The sequence below is a fragment of the Paenibacillus sp. BGI2013 genome (genome assembly GCF_002843485.1).
Lineage (GTDB): Bacteria > Bacillota > Bacilli > Paenibacillales > Paenibacillaceae > Paenibacillus > Paenibacillus amylolyticus.
Genome location: NZ_PJFA01000004.1, coordinates 114,795 through 136,259, shown reverse-complemented (window position 1 = coordinate 136,259; position 21,465 = coordinate 114,795). Strand labels below are relative to the sequence as shown.

Genomic DNA, 21,465 nt, shown 5'->3' with positions numbered 1-21,465 from the left:
TAAAAAACATCAAGCCATCCTGCATGGCTCGATGTTTTTTAAGTTCTTGATATACTTCGGATCTGCAAACAGTGCATTACTTTGATTATATCCGCAAGTTAATTGATCTCTTTACCCGTCCACAATCGAACGCGATCTTTAATCCACTCCGTATACTGCTGTTCCATGGCTACTGCACCTGCATTATCAAGTTCGGTAATCATATTGTCGTATATGTCTTCAAAGGCACTCGGAGAGGATGTAATCGCTTCGGCGATCCGTTTCTGAATAATATCCTGCGTTTTCTGATACACAACGTTATAATCCCCGCTATCCGAAGGAATCGGCATATTGTAAGCAGCACCCCACTCTTTCACCGGAAACTCCTTTTCGGAAGGGAACAAGTCCTTCCATGTGGTGATGCCATAACCTTTCAAAGCTTCTTTTTCCTCATCGGAATAACTTTGCTGTATCTGTTCAGGATAATTCGTTGTATAGTAGTTATCCGTTGAATCTTTGACGCCATCCCCGTAATGAGCACCAAAAATGTAATACAAGCCTACTCCGGTTTCTTTGGTGAATGTGTTATTGTCTTTGTTTTTACGTTCCTGTACATCGGCTGGGATGGTGCGAACACCGTCTTCCACGTTATATTGCTCGCCTTCAACGCCCCAGTTTCTCAATACTTGCCCTTCTTCAGAAGACATCCAGTCCAAAAATTTAATAGCCCGGACAGGATCTTCACAATCTACAGTTATGCCAATGCCATAACCGTCAAAGCCAATATTCTGGAAATCTTTACGCTGAAAGTTGTCATCTAGCGTGACCGGATAGAATCCGTAGGTCATGTCGTCTTTCCCTGCACTTTTCAAAGCATTTTCCGCATCACTGAATCCCCAGCTTGGATCAAGCAAGGATAACACGCGACCACTGGCGATTTTGGACTTATACTGGTCATCCTTCTGAACAAAACTGTCCTTGTCCAGCAAGCCTTCATTGTACATCTTGTTCAACCACCGGAAATATTCCTTCTCCTCGGGACGTTTGTAATGCAGAACGGCTTCGTAGGTGTCCGGATTGATGAAATATTCACCATCTCCAGGTCCTCCAGTAGACATGACAGCGGGATCAGTAACAGTGATCATTCGCCGCCATCCATCTGCACTAAGCGTCAGCGGAATTGTGGGTTGGCCATCATCTGTGGTCGGATGTTTCTCGTAATATTCACGTAGCACATTTTCGAAATCGTTTAAGGTTTTGATCTCAGGATACCCGAGTTCCTTGACTACACGATGTTGAATGGCAGTACCATTCGTGGCATCAAAGCTGACCTGATCGATCGCACCATTCGTTGGAATCCAATAGATTGCAGGATCGTCATTGCTGTATTTCAACCGATTGAAGTGCTCACCGTAGATCTTTTTCAAGTTGGGGGCGTGTTCTTCGATCAGATCCGTCAAATCAATCATTGCCCCGGCATCAACGAGTCTGGTCAAGTTACCTTTGGGGAAAATCAAATCCGGATAATCGCCGCTGGCAGCCATCAGGGAAATGCGGTCGTTTCCGCCTCCGCTCGAAATATCGAATTCAGCATCAATGCTTACACCGGTTTCTTCCGTAATTTTCTTCCCTACCGCATCCTGCATTTTGTTCCAGTTGGGACTTGCATCTGCGCCGAAGAAGGTAAATGTGATCGGGCTGTTGGGGTCACTCGTATTTGATTCGGAATTCTCTCCAGCATTTCCGCAACCGGCGGAAACTAACACAACACTTGTTACGAGACATGCTCCTAGCACTTTTGATACGGCTCTCATTATTTTTCTGCCCCCTAAATGATGTTAGTCGTAATAACCAATCCAGACATTACGATGGTTCACTTTGAGATAGTATACGCTTACATATTCAACCGTTAGTAAACGACTACAATCCTGCCTACCCTATTCCATGTTTAAAGTATAAGGAAGTCTGATCACCCCAACCTTGATTATTAAGCCATGAAAATAGCATGATCTAGACATGAGTCTCAGTAAAAATGTGAAGACCAAAAAAAGCGATGGTTGCCCATCGCCTCATAAAACCAAACCTACTTTTCAATAATATAGTTCCAACGTAAATCCTTGGATTTCTGCTTCAACTTCCCGCAACAATTCCATGACTTGATCAGCGTAATCTCCAAGAATTTCTTTACTTTTCTCGAACCCAATCCATTGAAAAGTAATCGGCATGCTTACAGCCCCAGTTAAGACATCCCATAGAGCGTCCAAATTGCCTCCATAGCTCTCGTCTAACTCAAGCTGGTTCTGCAAAATTTGATGAAGCTCTTCCTTGCTGTGAAAGTCGTTTCCGTTAATCTGAATGATGCTCATATCATTTCCTCCGTTTATTTTAACTGTTCAAATGACTTGTAATGATCTGTCGTCTGGTAGATTAGACCGTCATTCGAGTATAGAATTCGGTCGCTTCCGCGCCGTCCTCCTGAGTAATTTATATCGGCTTCGTACCAGATCCGGCCTTTTTTGTTGGGGAGTAATCCTTCCCGGTTCCTGAACACGTCGCCGCCGATGCTTTTGCCTGGAGCAACTTCTCGCAGGTTACCTTCGCTTGGTTCCCATCCCAGATCTCTGGCCTCTTTCTTGGTAATGTAATTTGGTGGGAGTTCATTGTGTTCCGAGATATAATTGGCAACCTCATCAAATCCCATATCCTCCGAAACTTGAGGTGATCCGAGATCACGCAAAGACTCTGACGTACAACCTGAGAACAATAATGCAGCGAGGATGATCACTAACGTGTAAGCAAATTTTCTGAAAAACATAATCTTTTCTCCTTTTGATGTTCTTGCTCTTGCTGTCTTCCGTTTTGGTGCTATTTCGATGACAATGCTTCTAATGTTAACGATTTGTGGTAATTAAAGCAATTCTGTAAGCCTATTATGGAGTTGAAATTCAATCAATTAAAGCTGTTGCCTTGCTCCATTGAAGCATTATTTTTATTCTACAACAAAAAAAGCCGCTAAAATAGCGACTTTAATCGTACCACGATCATTACCATTCAACACATTCATTTAATAGTTTAATTTAATGTATCCATCCAGTTCTCTAGGGCTACAACAACCTCTTCCAACTGCTTATCTTCCGTAATGGCAGGTTGATTATCTCCTTTTTGCATGCCGTATGAGCCAAATTGACCGTGATTTCCACCCTCAATACTCACATATGTCGTGTCTTCCGGAAGATTTGCTTTGGAGCTCTCCCAGTCTTCCCAGTTAAGCACTCCGTCATCCGAGCCTGTAATCTGTAAGATAGACAAGTCCGTATTCTTTACGCTCCCTCCTTCATCTGCATAAGAAGCCAAGAAAAAGACGCCTTCCAACTTCTCATTGTGCTCCGTAGCATACCGTGATGCAAATGACCCTCCCAACGAATGGCCACCAATAACAAACGCTTCGTCAGGATGTTCCTCGATAAAGGAATCAGCCTTGTTTTGACCGAAAATCGCCAAGTTTATTGGCATGTTCGCGATATATACGCGGTGACCCTGTTCTGCCATTTCTCTGGCAAGTGGAGAATAACTTTCAGGTTCAACCAGACCACCTGGATAAAAAATAATATTCGGTTTGGTTATCTCTGTACCCACGGGTTCAAATCGGTAACCGTCCTTAATCTTGGCGACAATAACCTGAGCATCACTTGTCATCGCCGTTTCAGCTCGCTCAGTCGGACTATACGTAACCGAATTGAGATATACGTAAACGCCGGCCACGATGATAACAATGGACAAGATGGTCCACATAATTATTTTCTTCCATTTGTTAGTACGTTGTGCTGTTTTCAACCTTATAACCACCTTAATATGAGGATAATGATATGCCTTTTTTAACTCTCCATAATTATACTTACCGGTAAGTATAATTACAAGATGATTTTGCTTACTATCGTTATTTGTCATAAAATATTCATGGAGGGAAGTCCAATGACAGAAAAATCACCCAAACGATTGCCTGGAAGACCCAAACATGGCAACGATGATATCTCAATTCAGCAAACCATTATTCAAACCGCTTCACAGTTATTCATGGAGTATGGCTACGAAACAGTCACGCTTCAGCAAATTGGCAAAACATGTAGCGTGTCAAAACCAACCATTTATTATCATTTCACCAGCAAACCCGAGCTTTTTAAGGTTGCCTTTACAACGATGTTACAGAATGTGAGCCGGTTAACCTCGCATATCCTTGATCAAGCCGAGAATCTGGAGTCGGGGCTTGTGCGTCTGGCAGAGGCCAGACTGGGAAATCCACATGCGGAGATTGAAACCATGCTCAGAGAAGCTGAGCCTTTTCTTGAACCAGCTCAAATTCAGGATATACGCAACGCGGAGCATCAGATTCACGAAGTGTTAGCCTCCCATTTCCAACGGGCAATGGATGAAAACAGACTGCGAACGGACGATCCATTTTTCCTGGCAGAGACCTTCTCGACATTGATGTTAATGGGTAATCGGGAAGATAACCTGCATAAATATGGTTCCAACTTTTCTCTAGGCCAGAAGCTAGTAGATATTTTCATTCGCGGAGCGCAGTAAAAATTCAGGGCAACAAGGAGAGCTGACATGAATATCCCTAGAGGAACCTATGGGTTTCGATTCGCGGAAGACAAGGAGCTCCAACTGTGTGTACTGTATGCGGCTGGATGTGATTCAATAACCGATCCTTCTTATCATTGGGATGGACTCGAACGTTCGGACGGGCCTCTCCTGTTATTCCAATATACAATCTCGGGTGAAGGTGTATTTGAGTCGAATAATCGCATCCATCATGTTACCGCAGGACAAGCTTTTTTGGCAGAAATTCCAGGGCTACATCGCTATTACTACCATTCAGCATCAAAAGAGCCTTGGGAGTTTCTGTTCCTGCTGTTCAGACCCACTCTTATTCTGCCCCATTGGAGAAAATTTCTTCGTGAAGCGGGAGAAGTTCCCTATCTTCCCGCTGATTGTACACCCATCCGACTGTTGCGGATGATCGTGACTGATGCGGCAACAGGCAGAATAACTGATCCTCTGATCGCATCATCCAGCGTATATCAGTTCATGACAGAATTAACGCGATTACAGAGAACAACATTGCGCAACAGGGAGAATTGGTCTGAAAACATTCAAATAGCCGTTGAATACATAGAAAACAACTACTCCAAGATGATCAGTATCGATCACCTAGCGGAGCATATTTCCCTTTCCAAATATCACTTTATACGTCGCTTTTCCTCCAGTACGGGCTTGACGCCTGGTGCTTATCTAACCCGTGTACGTACCGAGAAAGCAATGGAACTGCTACGCGGAACTTCTCTTAGCATTGAAGTCATCGCCGAGCAAGTCGGGTATTCCAGCGGAAGTTATTTTATCAAAGCCTTTCGCAGCATAACAGGCGTTACGCCAGGTGAATTTCGTAGTGGCGGAGAAAGCCTTGTGTACCGTAAATTGTTCTTCGACTAACCGCAATATTTTGCTATTCGACACTCAACATTACTGTAGATATTAATAAAATCCTTTATTATGATGAATTGAGCGAGAGCAATAATTAATCCATAAAGGAGCATTCCCATGAATCATACACTTGCAGCATCAACTCCACCGCTTGGCTGGAACAGCTGGGATTGTTACGGCGCAGCCGTTACGGAAGACGAAATTCGTGGCAACGCCGAGTACATGGCAGAACATCTTAAAGACTTCGGCTGGAGCTATATTACGGTCGACATTCAATGGTACGAGCCTTTGGCCAATTCTTCGCAATATCGTCCGTTCGTTCCACTCATCATGGATGAATATTCGCGACTTATGCCTGCCGAGAATCGGTTTCCCTCCGCTGCAGGTGGACAGGGATTCAAGCCATTATCCGACTACGTTCATAGTCTGGGGCTGCAATTCGGCATTCACATCATGCGTGGTATTCCACGTCAAGCTGCACATGCGGCTACTCCGATTCTGGGAACAACCGCCACTGCGCGCGATATTGCTCATCCTAACTCCATCTGTCCGTGGAATACAGATATGTATGGTGTTGATAGCTCAAAAGAAGGCGCACAAGCCTACTACGATTCGCTTTTTGAACTGTATGCACAATGGGGCGTTGACTTGGTGAAGGTTGACGATATTGCTGCTTCAAGGCTCTATGACACCCATCAGCCTGAGATCGAAATGATATCCAAAGCGATTGAGCGCTCCGGTCGGCCCATGGTACTAAGTCTCTCTCCTGGCCCTGCTCCAGTAGAATACTCAGAATTCTTGGCTGATCATGCCAACATGTGGCGTGTCACGGACGACTTCTGGGACCTCTGGCCACTGTTATTGGATATGTTCGACCGCTGCCGGACGTGGCAGAGCGTTCCCAAAGCAGGCTGCTGGCCAGACTGTGATATGTTGCCTTTGGGTCATATCGGTATCCGTTCTGTAGACGGTGGTGGAGCAGATCGCTGGACTCGGTTCACACCTGACGAGCAGTTGACGATGATGTCACTGTGGAGCATCTTCCGTTCCCCGCTCATCTTTGGTGGTGAACTGCGAGATAACGATGACTGGACACTATCCCTGCTAACTAATCGTGAGGTTCTGCGAATGCATCGCGAGAGTTACGGAGCCAGAGAAGCCTTACGCAAAGAAGATCTTATTGTGTGGACTGCCCAGCATACGGATGGTTCCTCTTACGTCGCTGTGTTTAACATCGGCGAGAATGCTCTACCTGTGGATCTGTCCATTGATGAGGTCGGACTGTCCGGCATTACCGAAGGTACCGAATTGTGGAGCCAAGAAGCAGCTCAATTAACAGAGAATTCCTTAGTTACTACTGTACCTGTGCACGGTGTGCGTCTCTATCGGTTTTCCTAAGCTTGCAAAAGAAAAAGAGAGGTCTGTCGTTCATTAGACAGACCTCTCTCTCATTTCATCAGTATGTATCCATGGCTTGAACGGCCAGATGAAATGCTTTAATCCTTCTTTCTAGAAGAGTCTTTTGTGGGCTACCTTCTTTGGAATTGGCATACATGCTCTCTAGAGATGGGAACAATCCCATCAAGACAAGACGAGCTTCTGCGATATCTTCCTCCGTGTAGGGATGAGATTTCTGATTCCATACCTTTTCCAACAGTGCTAGGCCGATGTATAAAGCTTGGAGACGTTTCTGTAACAATGTTGTGTTATTCCTTTTCTGAGTCATATTCACTAAGGCATTTTCCGATTTGCGGATGGTTGATTGAAAAGCTTTGATGGATTGTAGTTGATCTTCTTGTGACACGTTTTCCATGGAGTATAGACCTCACTTTCTTGGCTTAGTTTGTTCGGTCTTTCTATTAAATCACCTCATAAATATAACAAAAAAAGCCGCTAAAATAGCGACTTTCAATGTATTCATTCTCGATTCAGTGCTAGAGTACCTTTTCCAAAAAGCTGATCGTCCGTTCATTCTTCGGATTTCCAAATATCTCTTCAGGAGTGCCCTGCTCGACAATATAACCACCGTCCATGAAGATCACACGATCAGCTACTTCACGAGCAAAACCCATCTCATGGGTAACAATCATCATCGTCATGCCTTCGCTCGCGAGGTCCTTCATAACACCGAGAACTTCTCCTACCATCTCAGGGTCAAGCGCCGACGTCGGTTCATCAAATAACATAACATCCGGATTCATAGCAAGCGCACGAGCGATAGCTACACGTTGTTTTTGTCCACCTGACAGTTGTGTTGGGAAGCTCTCTGCTTTATCAGACAGACCCACACGCTCAAGTAATTTGAGTGCTGTATCACGAGCCTGCTGTGCATTTAATATCCCGAGTTCTCTGGGCGCAAACATGATGTTTTTAAGCACACTAAAATGAGGGAACAAGTTAAAATGTTGAAATACCATTCCAATATTTTCGCGAGCTTTGTTCAGATTGGTTTTAGGGTCATTCAGATCCTGATCATCCACAATAACCCGGCCTGCCGTAATCACATCTAATTGGTTAATGCAGCGCAAGAAGGTACTTTTTCCCGAACCGGAAGGCCCGATGACACAGACAACTTCTCCTTCGTTGACCGCCACATCAATTCCCTTGAGGACCTGATTCGAGCCGAAACTTTTCTTCAAACCTTCAACTTTTATTTTAGCCACGACGAACCTTCACCTCCAGATAATCAGCAATTTTGGTCAATGTGATAATGACAATCAGGTACATAACCGCAACCGTTAACCAAATGTCAAAAGAGGAGAACGTTCTTGCAATAACAATTTTACCCGATTGTGTCAACTCTACGAGACCAATAACGGATAAGATTGACGTATCCTTCAACGTGATAACCATCTGGTTAATGAAGGACGGAATCATAACCCGCACTGCCTGCGGAATAACGATCTTTATCATCGCTTTGCGATAAGGAATGCCCAATGAACGGGCAGCTTCCATCTGACCACGATCAATCGATTGAATCCCGCCTCGGATAATCTCGGTTACGTACGCCCCTGCATTCAGACTAAGTGTCAGAATAGCCGCCAGGAACAATGGCATCGTGAAGCCCATCGCCTGTGGAATCCCGAAATAGATAAAGAATGCCAGGACAATCAGCGGAATACCGCGGAAGATATCCACAAATACGGTGGCAACAACTCGAAGGAATTTGTTCTGTCCCACCTTCATGAATCCGAAAATCAGACCGATGATAAACGCGAAGAACAGGGATACAATCGTGTATAAAAGTGTTTTTCCCAGACCTTTAAAAAGTGCAGGAAGAGATTTCTGTATTAACTCCCAACGCCCCAGATTTGCGACTTGGGAATTCTCTCCAACATATTCTTCGATAATGCGCTTGTACTCACCGTTTGCTTTGATATTCACAAGACCAGCATTGAACATCTCCAGAAGTTCCTGATTTTTACCCTTACTTACCGCAAATCCGTAGGAAGCCCCGTCTTCTTTGGCGGTAACGATTTTCAAACCATTATTCTGCTTTACCCCATATCTTAGAACGGGTTCATCTTCAAAACAGGCCACCGAATTACCGGTCTTTACATCATCATACATTTGATATGATTCATCGAATGGAACAATGGTAAAGCCATATTTTGAGGCGATGGACTCAGCAAAGCTGTACCCTTCTGTTCCCGTTTTTACAGCGACCTTTTTACCACGAAGATCTTCGTAACTTTTAATGGTATCATTATTGGAACTAATCCCCATAACAACGCCTGAATCATAATATGGCTCTGAAAAATCAAATTTTGCTTTTCGCTCATCCGTAATACTCATCCCTGCGATCACACCATCGACTTGATTCGCCTCAAGTGCCTGTACAGCTGCGTTAAATCCCAGGGATTTGATTTGATACTTGAAATTTTGATCTTTGGCGATGGCATCCAGCAAATCCATGTCGATACCAACAAAATCACCATTCTCATCTTCATATTCGAATGGAGCAAATGTGACATCAGTTCCGATAACATAGGTTTTACCGGAATCGGACGCTGCGGCAGCGTTCCCTACCCATCCTGATAGACCGCTCACCAGGAGCAGCATCAGTGAAAGTATAAAAAATGAGATCTTCGTTGTTTTCATGTGTCCTCCCCGTCTCGGTATTGTCCGAATAATCATTATTTTCTTTGGAATCGGTATTACGGTTATGCTTTTTGTCGATCTTCTGCCCATTTGATTGTTATTATTTACTGTATATTAACAATCAATGCTTTGCCTTTCCACTTGCAACATTTTCCTCCATCATTTTTTTCCAACCAGTAAAAGTCCTTTTAATACTTACCCTTTAGGTAAGCTTCGCGAAACCCAATATTACATTGTGAATCTGAAAAAAGGTACATTTACTTTAAAACGTATTATTTAAAATTTAAAACTCAAAAAAAGCCGCGATTTCCGCGACTTTTTATTGTACAGTTTTTTATAATCTATTAATTTGCTCTGGTTGTCAATACAATCTCGAACTTCGAACCAGCTTCACCCGCGAATACAATAGTTCCGTTCTCAGGCAACACAATTTCGTTTTGTCCACTGACCACTGTATGATTAATGCCTATGCCAGCTTGGTTATATACAGCAAATGCGCTGTTTGCAGACATCTTGACCGTCATTTCTTTACCTGCAGCTGATGCAGGAATCGAATACCATGTGGCATGACCATTCGCCTGAATCGTTGTCTTTGATTGTTTTCCCGCATAGATCGGTTTGATGATGTCTTGAGCAACATAAACGTTGCCTCCAGCTGTAACATATTCCACGCCATTTTCCTCATAGAAATTAAACTCCATCGTGTCACGGCCCGCTAATCCAGGAATTTGCAATTGGTTCACAGCTTGGTTAGCTCCAACGATTTTATTCGTGTAGACATAACCCGGCAGCTCATTAAAAGTATGAATGGGAATCATCGGCATCGCTGCGTTGTACAGTGTTGATGTGTATTTTTCATTGACCAACACGTAGGCTTTGCCTTCCCGTTTCTGCCATGCGGCCTTTACTTCTTCCGACAATTCATTGGTTTCAAGCTTTTCTGCCTTATATTCAGAGGAAGCAACTTGCCCAAGCCCAGGAACAGACTGATACGAGCGAGACCACAAATATGTGTGCCCGTTGACTTCCTGAACGAACTTCAGCTTTTCCGTAGCCGCATCATTAACAAATGAACCATCAGCGGTGTACGTATAGGTCTGATCAGAACTGTTAGGAGACGACAGATTAGATAGCGTTAATTGCCCATCATCTTTTACGTCCAGCTTCATTAACATGTTTGCCCCACCAGCGTACATGCCTGTATGCTGTGAAAGTTCTGTTGGCATAGTTGTTTTCACAGGTGCATCATGTGACTTCTCCGGCTTACGATCTGGAATGATATTCTTCTCCTCAAGCGCGCCAAGCAACAGCTCAGTTGCCAGCAATTGATCCGTTGAGCTATGACCACCCGAAGAGGTTACGGCAGCAGCCATATTATATTCCGGTAACACAATCAAGGAGGAATGATAGGTTATTGTATTGCCACCTTTGCTTACTGCCTGGATGCCGTAATCATTAAAAGGAAACAGGTTCACGCTGTCCCAGCCCAGGCCGTAACCAATAGAAGAATCGCTTTCTTCCGGCCACATGCCTCTCTTGTATTCTTCTTGCTCCATGGCCTCTACGGATTCCTCCGAAAGAACACCTTCAACCTCACCTGTAAAGATTTTCGAGAACTGAACCAGATCTTCAGCGGTGGAATAGATGCCTCCCGAGGCAATCATATTTGTAGTCTCTAATGGAAGTTTCTCCTCATCCGAAGGGGCATATGTTGCTGCCATCTTGCTAAGCTCTACAATATCCTGCGGTGTTTTGGTATGCTCCATACCAAGAGGCTCGGTTATGTACCGGTGCATGAAAGTTGTGAAGTCCATGCCACTGACCCGCTCAACCAAAATTTCAGCTAATGTAAAACCGTCATTACTATACACCGAGTATGCGCCAGGATCGGCCTTCAGATGTTGCGTCGCCAATTGTTCCAGTAACGTATCATGTGCATAGGTATCATTATCTCCAAACAGTATTGCACTGTTACTTGACGTTCCTAGAAGCCCGGATGAATGATTCAGTAACATGCGTGGTGTAATCTGTTGGTAACGCTTGTCTTTCATTTTAAAGTCCGGAATATACTTCACGACAGGCTCATCAAGATCGATCTTGCCCTGGTCCACTAGCTTCATTACGGCGGTTGTGAGCATCATTTTGCTGGTTGAACCAATGCCATACATGGTATTTGAAGAAAGCGGGATGTTGTTTATCAGGTCGCTTTTTCCTGCCTGACCGGAGATCACAATCTCACCCTCATCCATCAGTGCGTACTGCACACTTGTCGTAGCGTATGATTCAGTGAGTACCTTGGCCTTTGCACTTACTGCCTTTTTAGTTAGATCATACGTAGAGCTACTACCGTTACTGGTAGCGGGTGTGGCCATGGCCGACATTGGGGACATCATTGCAAACACCAAAGTTATGGCGGCGATAGACGTTCGTTTCTTTCGTGTCAATCTCATCTTCTCCTGTCTAGTCTATGGATTAGGAATCTCTGTGTTCGTACTCCCGTAGTGTAACCGAAGAAGATGAACTGTCTGTGGCTTGAATATGAATCGAGTATGAACCAAGCAGGACCGACCAAAATAGGTTGGACACACGGTAAAAATCGCTTTAGTTCAGCTTTGTTTTGTTTGCAAATTAAACTTTTGCTATAATGGTATATCAATCAATGGAGTGCCAGTAAGATGGCTAAGCACATAAATAAATGCAATCCATAATTCACCATGAGTAATGGAGTTGAAGCAATGCTAAAAGTTAATCGGAATGACCAACGCCCGATCTGGCAGCAACTTTTGGATCAAGCGATCCATAATATCACAACCGGGAAATGGCAACCAGGCGAACTGCTACTCCCCTCACGCGAACTTGCTCAATTAATTGGTGTTTCACGCTCAACCATACAGATTGTGTACGAGGAATTATTCAGCCGAGGGTATACGGTAACCTCCCGACGAGCCGGGACAAGAGTTAGTGATTGGACATATGCACCTCGTTCATCAGAAGGCGTCACGATGCAAGGGCCTATTCCGCCCGATCTGCCTACACTAAACGAATCGATTGGTCATCTGCATAGTTGGTTTGGCAATAGAGACAATCGCAAAATAGAAATTGATTTTAATCCCCACGAGCCTTATCTGGATGAAAGTTTCACAAAAGCCTGGAGGCAATCTTTTTTACAAGCTTCTACTGAACCCAATCTGGATCTTTGGGCTTATGGTGATGCCAGAGGGTTATTGGCGTTAAGAGAGCAGATTCAACGTTATTTGTCACTTGAACGAGGCATTCATATCGATGTTGATCAAATCTTGTTAACCTCAGGTGCACAACATAGCATTGATTTAATTGCCCAGGCTCTCTTAAGTGAGGGAGACAGAGTTTCGGTTGAAGATCCCGGCTTTCCTGCCGCTTGGATGGCGATGAAATACCGCCGGATGCAAGTCGATCCCGTTCCGGTTGATGAGTATGGATTATGTGTAGATCATATTCACCCACAGACGAAACTCGTATTTGTCACACCTTCTCATCAATGCGCCGTTGGTGTTATTATGTCGGAGCCACGCAGGCAACAATTGATGCACTTGGCAACTCATCATCGATATTGGATTGTTGAGGATGACTACGATAGCGAATTTAGGTACCGTGGAGATCCACTTCCAACTATATTTAGTCAGCAACCTCAGAATACGCTTTATATGATGAGTTTTTCCAAAATGGTTGCACCTGGCATTCGACTATCCGCTATCATCGGCCCCAAAATAGCCATCGATCGCCTTACCCAAGTTCATGAATTAACCTATCGTCATCTGCCGATTATGGAACAATTAACGCTAACTCATTTTATTGAGCGTGGTCATTTTATGCGCCATATGAGAAGAGTTCGGAACATATACCGACGCAGACACGAAGTCATGACCAAAGCCATTGTTGCTTCTGGGTTAGGCTCACGATTTACATTAAGTGGTGTGGAAACGGGATTACATATGCTTCTAGAATCTGAAACGTCATTTGACGAAGAAGCGCTGACAAATGCTGCTCTTGATCAAGGTGTACGCGTGTATCCGCTTAGTAGATATTGCTTGGAGAGTCATCGAAAAGGATGGATATTAGGTTTTGCGAAAGTGGATGAGGAGCAGATTGAGGAAGGCATACATCGACTTGCAAAGATTGTATTATGATGGAGAACATGCTCTGCAATCGGATTAGAAAGGATGTTTTTTGTAATGAAAATTTTAGTGTTAGGAGCCACCGGACGGGTTGGAAATCATTTCGTCTCTAATGCCCTACGTTCCAATCATCATGTAACTGCACTGGTTAGAAACCCGGAAAAGGTACAAATCAACGATGACAATTTGGTTCTACATCAAGGAAACGCTTTAGTCAAAGAGGATATTCATCACGCCATACAGGGTGTGGATCTCGTTGTTAGTTCTTTAAGTACCGATGGAACAACTACATTATCGCAATCCATGGGACATATTGCTGAGGCTATGGCTCAGGAGCGTATCAAAAGAATCATTACCATTGGTACAGCAGGAATATTGGAAAGTCGAACGGATCCTGGCTTGCTTCGTTTTCAATCCCCTGAGTCCAAACGTAAGTCCACGCGAGCAGCTGAAGAGCATCTGGAGATGTACAACATTCTGAAGGCTTCAGAGTTAGAATGGACCATCGTGTGTCCTACCTACTTATTTGATGGAGAATCTCTTGGTAAGTACCGGGTTGAGCGCGACTATTTGCCTGACGGTGGAACTTCTATATCTGTAATCGATACTGCGGAGTTTGCTTATCAGCAATTAATGTCTGATGAGTATGTACAGTCTCGTGTAGGTATAGCCTACTAGGGCTGTCTTAAGTTTCAATATAAACAAGCACATTACGAGCCTGCAATTGTTATCCATTAGGAACAATTGCAGGCTCTATTTGTGTCTGCTGTTGAGCTATTTAAGCCCTTCATATAGAGGAAATTGCGAAGTGATTTCACGGACACTACCTAATATTTGATTTTTCACATCCGAGTTCTTTGGATTTTTAAAAGCAAGCCCTATCAGCTGAGCAATTTCTTTCATTTCCCTGGCTCCAAGCCCTCTTGAAGTCATAGCCGGAGTTCCAAAACGAATACCGCTTGTAACCAAAGGACTTGCCGTATCGTGAGGAATTGCATTTTTATTCGCCGTAATCCCTACTTCATCCAGTAAAGCTTCGGCTTCTTTGCCTGTAAGGCCCATAGTTCGTAAGTCAACCAACACGATATGATTATCTGTTCCTCCCGATACAAGGGTAAGTCCTTCATTCATTAAAGTTTCTGCCAATACGTTGGCGTTATTCAGAACACCTTCAATATATGTTGTGAACTCGGTTTGCAATGCCTCGCCTAATGCCACCGCTTTCCCCGCGATAACGTGCATGAATGGCCCGCCCTGAGTCCCCGGGAATACAGCTTTGTCTATCGCCTTTGCCCAGGACTCCCGGCACAAAATGGCTCCCCCTCGTGGTCCTCGTAAGGTCTTGTGTGTGGTGGTTGAAACAAAATGGGCATGTGGTACCGGGTTAGGGTGTAAACCTGCCGCAACAATTCCTGCTATATGCGCCATATCAACAAAGAAAAGAGCTCCCACTTCGGCGGCAATCTGGGCAAATAATTCAAACTCAATGGTCCGCGGGTATGCACTTCCACCTGCAACAATCATGCGTGGACGATACTTATAAGCAAGTTTACGTACTTCGTCAAAGTCAATGCGGCCCGTCTGTGCATCGACACCATATGAAACAAAATTGTAAAACCTACCTGAAAAATTAACAGTACTTCCGTGTGTTAGATGACCACCCTGGGATAGATTCATGCCAAGGATTGTGTCCCCAATCTCAACCGAGGCAAAATATACTGCCATGTTGGCCTGAGAACCGGAGTGAGGCTGCACATTCGCATGTTCAGCGCCAAAAAGTGCTTTAAGGCGGCTATTTGCTATCTCTTCGACTGTATCGACATGCTCACACCCGCCATAATATCTTCTGCCCGGATACCCCTCCGCATATTTATTGGTCAATACCGAACCTGTTGCTTCCATCACAGCTTGACTTACAAAATTCTCTGATGCAATCAGTTCTATCTTATCCCGCTGCCTTCCAAGCTCTTGCTGGACAGCCATTCCTATTACTTTATCTTGCTTCTCCAAATGTTTCATGAACATCTTCCTCTCCATATTACGGTTATTTATTCGTTCCAAGTTGTTTTTTGGGAAATTTACTATTCATCAGTAGATGTGCCATCATTCCTGCAAACAGTCCCCAAAATGCACCACCCACACCAAGCAAAGTCACATTCGCTGCTGTCGCCAAAAACGTAATCAATGCAGTTTCACGTCCCTTAGGGTCCGTTAATGCATTGGCAAGACTGCCACCGATCGTTCCAAGTAAGGCTAATCCCGCTAATGTTGCAATAAAGGTAGCAGGAAGAATCAAAAACAGAGCAGCCAATGTTACGCCAAAAATGCCGACAAAAATATAAAAAACACCACAAGCAATACCTGCAATATACCGCTTCGTTGAATCCTCATGTGCATCCTTTCCTGTACAAATCGCTGCTGTAATAGCTGCCACATTAAAAGCATGTGATCCGAATGGGGCTGCAAGAAGCGAACCCAAACCTGTTACAGCTAAAATAGGATTGGCACTTGTCTTGAATCCATCATTACGCAAAACAAGCATTCCGGGCATATACTGCCCTGTCAAGGTAATAATGAACAGCGGTAGCGCAACGCCAAGTAAAGCATTTAACGAAAATGCTGGAACAACAAATACAGGCGATGCTACAGCCAATTGGATTGTACTGAAGTCTGTTTTCCCCATGCATATCAAATAAATCAAACCGATTGCCAATATGCCAACAATGGCGTAACGGGAAGTAAACCTTCTTAGCACGATATAGCCTGCAAACAGTACAATCACAAGCAAAGGATCTACCTTCGCCCCTCCAAAGGCCGAAATACCAAACTGTAGTAAAATACCAGCTAACAATCCGGAAGCGATGCCTGGGGGAATAAGTCGAACGAAACGTTCAAACATGCCTGACAAACCTAAAATAATAAATCCGACTGCTGAAATCATGTAAGCGCCAATAGCTTCTGGATAAGGGGTTACCGCTAATGCTGAAACGAGAAACGCCACACCAGGTGTAGACCAGGCTGTAATAATCGGTTCCTTATATCGATAACTGAGCCAAATTCCCGTTACGCCTACCCCAATCGAGATGGACCAAATCCAGGAAGCGGTCATTTCCGGGCTTAAACCAGCCACTTTTGCAGCTTGAAAAACAAGGATAAACGTACCCCCGTAATTAACAATTACGGATATTAAAGCGGCGATCACCGGAGATATCAAATCACGGCCGCGTAACGAAGGGGATGCTGTCTTCATATTTAACACTACCTCTCACTTAATCATCGATGCGTGTGTTTTCATTCCAGTAATACTCGTCCGGTAAATAGCGTTGACCAAATACACTTGTCCCTACACGTATCAGTGTAGCTCCTTCTTCAATGGCGACTTGGAAGTCACCAGACATACCCATCGATAAAATATCCATTTCTACGCGTGGAATATTTTTCTCTTTAATCTGTGTACGGATCTGGTTTAACAATCGAAAACAATGTCGTGTTTCTTCGTTTGTCGCATTCAGTTTTCCAATGGTCATTAAACCTTTCACGTTTAATGTCTCGAATTGAGACAACTGTTCTACAAGCTCAACGGCTGTTTCTGGAGAGGCACCAAATTTACTTTCTTCGTAGGACGTATTAATTTGCACAAGAATGTCTAAGCTCTTATTCTCTTTGAGAAGCTGGTTATGTAACGCTTGACCCAGTTTCAGACGATCTACGGAATGGATGAGAGTAACATATTTAACTACGTCCTTTATTTTATTTGTTTGCAGATGTCCGATAAAATGCCATTCCACCTGCTTGCTTTGTTCCATGAGTGGGAATTTGTCTCGGAGTTCTTGAGCTTTGTTTTCTCCAAACAAGACCTCACCTGCTTGAATAGCTATTTGTAATTTCTCTAGCGGTACCGTTTTGGTCGCGAGCAACAACTTGATGTCCTCTATGTTGCGACCTGAAGCCTGGCAGGCCAATGCCATTTGCTGTCTTACAGCTTGAAGATTTTCTTCTACTAGATGTTTCATGTCAGCCACCTTCTTTCTATTCCGAACAGGAATGGATCAATGAGATTAGCTCCTCCTTATGTATTGTGAAGACTGTGTGGAACGTCATGCTAGTATAGCAACGCATGGATTGGATATACATATCCAAAAATGCTATTTTGGAACAGTCCAAAACGACAAAGTAGACATTAATTCAATTGGGGTTCCTTTGATACGCTTTTAAAAGTCGATAATCTGATTGATGTGATGCCCGCACGCTTCTTCCAAAATGAAAAAAGCCGCTAAATTAGCGGCTTGGTTTAGTTCTATGTTCATGTCCAAAACGTAAATACATGTTTTATGATGATTTACTCATTCACATTTTCCTTGGTTACCAGCTTCAATTCAGCGGGAATCGATGACTCCACCTGCTTGCCACTGAGCACATCCAGAGCTGCTTGCAGCGCCAGTTGGCCAATCAGTATAGGCTGCTGAGCGACTGTTGCCGTCAATTTCCCATCCTGAATGGATTTGATTGCATCATCATTACCATCAAATCCGATGACCGGAATGTCTTTACCTGAGCTTTGAATCGCTTCAATTGCACCAAGTGCCATCTCGTCATTATGGGCAAATACCGCTTGTACGTCTGGATTACCTTGTAGCAAGTTCTCCATGACATTTAATCCTTTGGACCGATCGAAATCAGCAGATTGTTTGGAAACCACATCAAGTTGCTTGTCAGCCACTTCATGGAAACCTTTACCCCGTTCTCTTGTTGCGGAAGCACCAGGCACACCCTCAAGTTCAATGACTTTTGCTCCCTCACCCAGTTGTTCCACAAAATATTCAGCTGCCATGCGTCCACCTTTAACGTTATCAGATGCCACTAGTGCCGCCACTTCGCCTTTATCTGCGGAGCGATCCAGCGTGATCACAGGAATGCCCACACTATTAGCGGATTGAACCGCTGTGGAGATCGCTGCAGAGTCCGCGGGGTTAATCAGAAGTGCACTAACACCTTGCTGAATGAGATCATCCACATCATTGGTTTGTTTCGCCGAATCGTTCTGCGCATCCACCACGATGACCTGTATTCCCTGTTTTTTGGCTTCAGCCATTACCCCGTCCTTCAGTGATACAAAGAATGGATTGTTTAGTGTAGATATCGACAAACCTATTTTCTTCTGTCCGTTACTTTTGTTTGGGTTAGGTTTCGCCCATTCCGGTGGCTCCAGAGAGCACCCGGCCAGAACGATGATCATCAGCATACTTATGAGTGTTACAGTCCACTTTTTCATATTCGCTTCTCTCCTTATGCTGTTTTCTTGCGGTCCAGCAGGACAGCAATGGCAATGACGATACCTTTTACAACCATTTGATAAAATGAGTTTACTTCAAGCAAGTTCAATCCATTATTCAACACGCCGATAATCAGAACACCGATCAGTGTACCAACGATGCGTCCGCGTCCTCCAGCAAGACTTGTACCACCCAATACAACTGCTGCGATTGCATCCAGCTCGTAGGATGTACCTGCCGTTGGTTGCGCTGAATTCAAACGCGATGTCAGAATTGCACCTGCCAGAGCAGCGAGCATACCTGTCAGGGAGTAGATCATAATTTTCACGCGATTAACTTTGATACCCGAGATAATGGAAGCTTTCTCATTACCGCCGATGGCGTACGTTTTACGACCAAAAGCCGTTTTATGCAAAACAATCCACAGAATCATGAAGGTAATCAGCATCGTGATTGCAGGTACCGGAATGCCCAGCAGGTAACCGCGGCCAAACAGTTGGAACAACAGGTTATCCCCGAGTCCTGTAATTGGATTACCATTGGTGTACACCAATGTCAGTCCTCTGAATATCGTCATGGTTGCCAATGTAGCGATAAACGGAGCCATTTTACCTTTGGTAATCATTAGTCCGTTCACCATACCCATGACACCACCGAGTGCTACACCAATAATGATGGACAAGATCGGATCGAGACCAGACAACATCATATTTGCTACAAAAGCACTGGATAAAGCCAGGATTGAGCCGACCGACAGATCAATTCCACCCGTCAGGATAACAAACGTCATACCAAAAGCAATCAGCGCATTAATCGAGACTTGACGCAATAAATTCAAGATATTGAGCGGTTCCAAGAAACTTGGATTCAACACCGATACGATGAGAATAAGAATGATTAAGCCAAGCAGCGGTCCCAATTTTTGTATCACGTTTGAGAAACGGAATCCGCTTTTAGCCGTTTTGTTTTCCTGCATTGTTGTCATATCACTGTCCCCCTGTGGCCAATGTCATAATGTGTTCTTGTGTTGCTACTTCCCTTGCAACCTCGCCACTGATGTGTCCCTCATGCACAACCGCGATCCGGTCGCTCATGCCAAGCACTTCAGGCAGCTCCGACGATACCATGATGATTGCAACGCCGCGGTCAGTCAGTTCATTCATCAATTCATAGATTTCGCGCTTCGCCCCGACATCCACTCCGCGGGTAGGTTCATCCAGGATAAGTACGCTTGGTCCGATACCAACCCATTTCGCGATAACCACCTTCTGCTGGTTACCCCCGGATAGATTCCTTGCCGCCGTCTCGGAGGATTGCGTTTTGATCTGTAGACGTTTGATCAGTGTATCTACGAAGTCTTGTTCTTTTGAAGTTGAGATGAAACCTTTGCTTGAGAAACTGAACAGATTTGGCAACGCCATATTCTCGCGAATAGAGAAGTCTAATACCAGCCCCTCATCCTTGCGGTCTTCTGTAATAAACCCGATTCCATGTTTCACTGCATCTGCCGGTTTACGAATGTTCGCTTTTTTGCCGCGGATGAAGATTTCACCGCTATCCAACGTATCCAAACCAAAGATGGTTCTCATGATCTCTGTTCGTCCAGAACCCATGAGTCCAGAGAAACCGAGTATTTCCCCCGCTCTCACGGTGAAGTTAATATTCTCGAATAGACCTTTGCTGCTTGCATTCCTTACTTCGAGGACAACTTCACCATAAGAAGGATTCCGGACAGGATAACGCTCGGTTAGTTCACGACCTACCATTTTCCGCACCACTTCATCAAAGCTTGTCTGCGGAATAGCTTGTGTGTCTACCGTTCTTCCGTCACGCATGATGGTAATCCGGTCACAGATCGTGAATATCTCCTCCATTCGGTGAGAAATATAGACGATGGATACGCCTTCCTTCTTCAGCGAGCTGATTACACCAAACAGCTTCTGGATCTCACGCTCCGTAAGTGCTGCTGTTGGCTCATCCATAATGATGACCTTGGCATCTGTCATTAGCGCTTTGGCAATCTCGATCATCTGTTGCTGCCCGACAGAGCACTCTCCCGCAGGACGTTCCAGTGGTATGTCTACGGAAAGTTTGGCGAACTGTTCTTTGGCAAGCGCTTTCATTTGTCTTGTATTGAGCAATCCGAACGATGATGTCAGTTCCTTACCAATAAAGAGATTATCCAGCACCGTCATTTCAGGCCATACATTCAGCTCCTGATGTATGAATGTGAGACCCAGTTTCTCGGCTTCCTTCGGACTTGCAAAATAGTTTTCTTCTCCGTCTATGGTAATGGTTCCCTGATCACGCTGATGAAGACCAATCAGAATATTCATCAGTGTGGATTTGCCGGCTCCATTCTCCCCCATCAGGGCATGAACTTCACCATCCTTTAGTTCAAAATCCACTCCGCTCAGCACCTGATTCGTTCCAAACGCTTTATGAATGTCTTGCATCTGAATGTGCATTACGCA

Annotated in this window: 19 protein-coding genes; 5 read left to right on the top strand and 14 right to left on the bottom strand. The window is 44.4% G+C overall.

Annotation, left to right across the window (positions count from 1 at the left end; translation table 11 throughout):
• Positions 1 to 98: 98 nt before the first annotated feature.
• The 4 genes from CXK86_RS11685 to CXK86_RS11670 form a co-directional block, all read right to left on the bottom strand.
• The gene (locus tag CXK86_RS11685) at positions 99 to 1,793 is read right to left on the bottom strand and encodes an ABC transporter substrate-binding protein (RefSeq protein ID WP_101313755.1); all 1,695 of its coding nucleotides are present in this window, start codon (positions 1,791 to 1,793) and stop codon (positions 99 to 101) included.
• A 276-nt stretch (positions 1,794 to 2,069) separates the two neighbouring features.
• A complete protein-coding gene (locus CXK86_RS11680; protein ID WP_036615935.1) occupies positions 2,070 to 2,345 on the bottom strand; it encodes a barstar family protein in 276 nt (91 codons plus the stop codon).
• Positions 2,346 to 2,359: 14 nt separating this feature from the next.
• Positions 2,360 to 2,794 carry a ribonuclease domain-containing protein gene (locus tag CXK86_RS11675; RefSeq protein WP_101313754.1) on the bottom strand — a complete coding sequence of 145 codons (435 nt, stop codon included), beginning with the start codon at positions 2,792 to 2,794 and terminating at the stop codon, positions 2,360 to 2,362.
• 257 nt (positions 2,795 to 3,051) lie between these two features.
• A complete protein-coding gene (locus CXK86_RS11670) occupies positions 3,052 to 3,813 on the bottom strand; it encodes an alpha/beta hydrolase (RefSeq protein ID WP_101313753.1) in 762 nt (253 codons plus the stop codon).
• Between the two features lie 138 nt (positions 3,814 to 3,951).
• On the opposite strand from CXK86_RS11670, the gene CXK86_RS11665 reads away from it, so the two are divergent.
• The 3 genes from CXK86_RS11665 (at position 3,952) to CXK86_RS11655 (ending at position 6,861) form a co-directional block, all read left to right on the top strand.
• On the top strand, positions 3,952 to 4,563 hold the full coding sequence (locus tag CXK86_RS11665; protein ID WP_074095055.1) for a TetR/AcrR family transcriptional regulator: 612 nt from the start codon (positions 3,952 to 3,954) through the stop codon (positions 4,561 to 4,563).
• 27 nt (positions 4,564 to 4,590) lie between these two features.
• Positions 4,591 to 5,472, top strand: coding sequence for a helix-turn-helix domain-containing protein (locus CXK86_RS11660; protein ID WP_101313752.1), 882 nt, complete (start codon positions 4,591 to 4,593; stop codon positions 5,470 to 5,472).
• Positions 5,473 to 5,580: 108 nt separating this feature from the next.
• A complete protein-coding gene (locus CXK86_RS11655; protein ID WP_101313751.1) occupies positions 5,581 to 6,861 on the top strand; it encodes a glycoside hydrolase family 27 protein in 1,281 nt (426 codons plus the stop codon).
• A 58-nt stretch (positions 6,862 to 6,919) separates the two neighbouring features.
• Here CXK86_RS11655 and CXK86_RS11650 read toward each other — a convergent pair whose 3' ends face one another.
• The 4 genes from CXK86_RS11650 to CXK86_RS11635 form a co-directional block, all read right to left on the bottom strand.
• A complete protein-coding gene (locus tag CXK86_RS11650) occupies positions 6,920 to 7,276 on the bottom strand; it encodes a hypothetical protein (protein ID WP_101313750.1) in 357 nt (118 codons plus the stop codon).
• Positions 7,277 to 7,397: 121 nt separating this feature from the next.
• A complete protein-coding gene (locus CXK86_RS11645) occupies positions 7,398 to 8,126 on the bottom strand; it encodes an amino acid ABC transporter ATP-binding protein (RefSeq protein WP_036615952.1) in 729 nt (242 codons plus the stop codon).
• Positions 8,119 to 9,564 (bottom strand): amino acid ABC transporter substrate-binding protein/permease, encoded by a 1,446-nt coding sequence (locus CXK86_RS11640; protein ID WP_101313749.1) that lies wholly within the window; start codon positions 9,562 to 9,564, stop codon positions 8,119 to 8,121. Before CXK86_RS11640 ends, CXK86_RS11645 begins: the two co-directional genes overlap by 8 nt.
• 344 nt (positions 9,565 to 9,908) lie before the next feature.
• Complete coding sequence (locus CXK86_RS11635; protein ID WP_101313748.1) at positions 9,909 to 12,014, bottom strand: serine hydrolase domain-containing protein; 2,106 nt, start codon at positions 12,012 to 12,014, stop codon at positions 9,909 to 9,911.
• Positions 12,015 to 12,299: 285 nt separating this feature from the next.
• On the opposite strand from CXK86_RS11635, the gene pdxR reads away from it, so the two are divergent.
• A complete protein-coding gene (pdxR, locus tag CXK86_RS11630) occupies positions 12,300 to 13,730 on the top strand; it encodes a MocR-like pyridoxine biosynthesis transcription factor PdxR (RefSeq protein WP_101313747.1) in 1,431 nt (476 codons plus the stop codon).
• Positions 13,731 to 13,775: 45 nt separating this feature from the next.
• On the top strand, positions 13,776 to 14,396 hold the full coding sequence (locus CXK86_RS11625; RefSeq protein WP_101313746.1) for an NAD(P)-dependent oxidoreductase: 621 nt from the start codon (positions 13,776 to 13,778) through the stop codon (positions 14,394 to 14,396).
• Positions 14,397 to 14,492: 96 nt separating this feature from the next.
• Here CXK86_RS11625 and CXK86_RS11620 read toward each other — a convergent pair whose 3' ends face one another.
• The 6 genes from CXK86_RS11620 to CXK86_RS11595 form a co-directional block, all read right to left on the bottom strand.
• On the bottom strand, positions 14,493 to 15,737 hold the full coding sequence (locus CXK86_RS11620) for a serine hydroxymethyltransferase (protein ID WP_076327916.1): 1,245 nt from the start codon (positions 15,735 to 15,737) through the stop codon (positions 14,493 to 14,495).
• Between the two features lie 25 nt (positions 15,738 to 15,762).
• The gene (locus CXK86_RS11615) at positions 15,763 to 16,968 is read right to left on the bottom strand and encodes a benzoate/H(+) symporter BenE family transporter (protein ID WP_101313745.1); all 1,206 of its coding nucleotides are present in this window, start codon (positions 16,966 to 16,968) and stop codon (positions 15,763 to 15,765) included.
• A 19-nt stretch (positions 16,969 to 16,987) separates the two neighbouring features.
• Positions 16,988 to 17,731, bottom strand: coding sequence for a YggS family pyridoxal phosphate-dependent enzyme (locus CXK86_RS11610; RefSeq protein WP_101313744.1), 744 nt, complete (start codon positions 17,729 to 17,731; stop codon positions 16,988 to 16,990).
• Positions 17,732 to 18,057: 326 nt separating this feature from the next.
• On the bottom strand, positions 18,058 to 18,990 hold the full coding sequence (gene rbsB, locus CXK86_RS11605; RefSeq protein WP_036615972.1) for a ribose ABC transporter substrate-binding protein RbsB: 933 nt from the start codon (positions 18,988 to 18,990) through the stop codon (positions 18,058 to 18,060).
• A gap of 14 nt (positions 18,991 to 19,004) precedes the next feature.
• Positions 19,005 to 19,967 carry an ABC transporter permease subunit gene (locus CXK86_RS11600; protein WP_370511443.1) on the bottom strand — a complete coding sequence of 321 codons (963 nt, stop codon included), beginning with the start codon at positions 19,965 to 19,967 and terminating at the stop codon, positions 19,005 to 19,007.
• Positions 19,968 to 19,977: 10 nt separating this feature from the next.
• Positions 19,978 to 21,459, bottom strand: coding sequence for a sugar ABC transporter ATP-binding protein (locus tag CXK86_RS11595; protein ID WP_036615975.1), 1,482 nt, complete (start codon positions 21,457 to 21,459; stop codon positions 19,978 to 19,980).
• Positions 21,460 to 21,465 lie beyond the last annotated feature (6 nt).

Bases quoted from the DNA above. Each gene is read 5' to 3' on its own strand.
- CXK86_RS11650 (WP_101313750.1), bottom strand. From the start codon at position 7,276: ATGGAAAACGTGTCACAAGAAGATCAACTACAATCCATCAAAGCTTTT.
- CXK86_RS11680 (WP_036615935.1), bottom strand. From the start codon at position 2,345: ATGAGCATCATTCAGATTAACGGAAACGACTTTCACAGCAAGGAAGAG.
- CXK86_RS11615 (WP_101313745.1), bottom strand. From the start codon at position 16,968: ATGAAGACAGCATCCCCTTCGTTACGCGGCCGTGATTTGATATCTCCG.
- CXK86_RS11595 (WP_036615975.1), bottom strand. From the start codon at position 21,459: ATGCACATTCAGATGCAAGACATTCATAAAGCGTTTGGAACGAATCAG.
- CXK86_RS11635 (WP_101313748.1), bottom strand. From the start codon at position 12,014: ATGAGATTGACACGAAAGAAACGAACGTCTATCGCCGCCATAACTTTG.
- CXK86_RS11665 (WP_074095055.1), top strand. From the start codon at position 3,952: ATGACAGAAAAATCACCCAAACGATTGCCTGGAAGACCCAAACATGGC.
- CXK86_RS11675 (WP_101313754.1), bottom strand. From the start codon at position 2,794: ATGTTTTTCAGAAAATTTGCTTACACGTTAGTGATCATCCTCGCTGCA.
- CXK86_RS11660 (WP_101313752.1), top strand. From the start codon at position 4,591: ATGAATATCCCTAGAGGAACCTATGGGTTTCGATTCGCGGAAGACAAG.
- CXK86_RS11640 (WP_101313749.1), bottom strand. From the start codon at position 9,564: ATGAAAACAACGAAGATCTCATTTTTTATACTTTCACTGATGCTGCTC.
- CXK86_RS11625 (WP_101313746.1), top strand. From the start codon at position 13,776: ATGAAAATTTTAGTGTTAGGAGCCACCGGACGGGTTGGAAATCATTTC.
- CXK86_RS11685 (WP_101313755.1), bottom strand. From the start codon at position 1,793: ATGAGAGCCGTATCAAAAGTGCTAGGAGCATGTCTCGTAACAAGTGTT.
- pdxR (WP_101313747.1), top strand. From the start codon at position 12,300: ATGCTAAAAGTTAATCGGAATGACCAACGCCCGATCTGGCAGCAACTT.
- rbsB (WP_036615972.1), bottom strand. From the start codon at position 18,990: ATGAAAAAGTGGACTGTAACACTCATAAGTATGCTGATGATCATCGTT.
- CXK86_RS11655 (WP_101313751.1), top strand. From the start codon at position 5,581: ATGAATCATACACTTGCAGCATCAACTCCACCGCTTGGCTGGAACAGC.
- CXK86_RS11610 (WP_101313744.1), bottom strand. From the start codon at position 17,731: ATGAAACATCTAGTAGAAGAAAATCTTCAAGCTGTAAGACAGCAAATG.
- CXK86_RS11620 (WP_076327916.1), bottom strand. From the start codon at position 15,737: ATGAAACATTTGGAGAAGCAAGATAAAGTAATAGGAATGGCTGTCCAG.
- CXK86_RS11600 (WP_370511443.1), bottom strand. From the start codon at position 19,967: ATGCAGGAAAACAAAACGGCTAAAAGCGGATTCCGTTTCTCAAACGTG.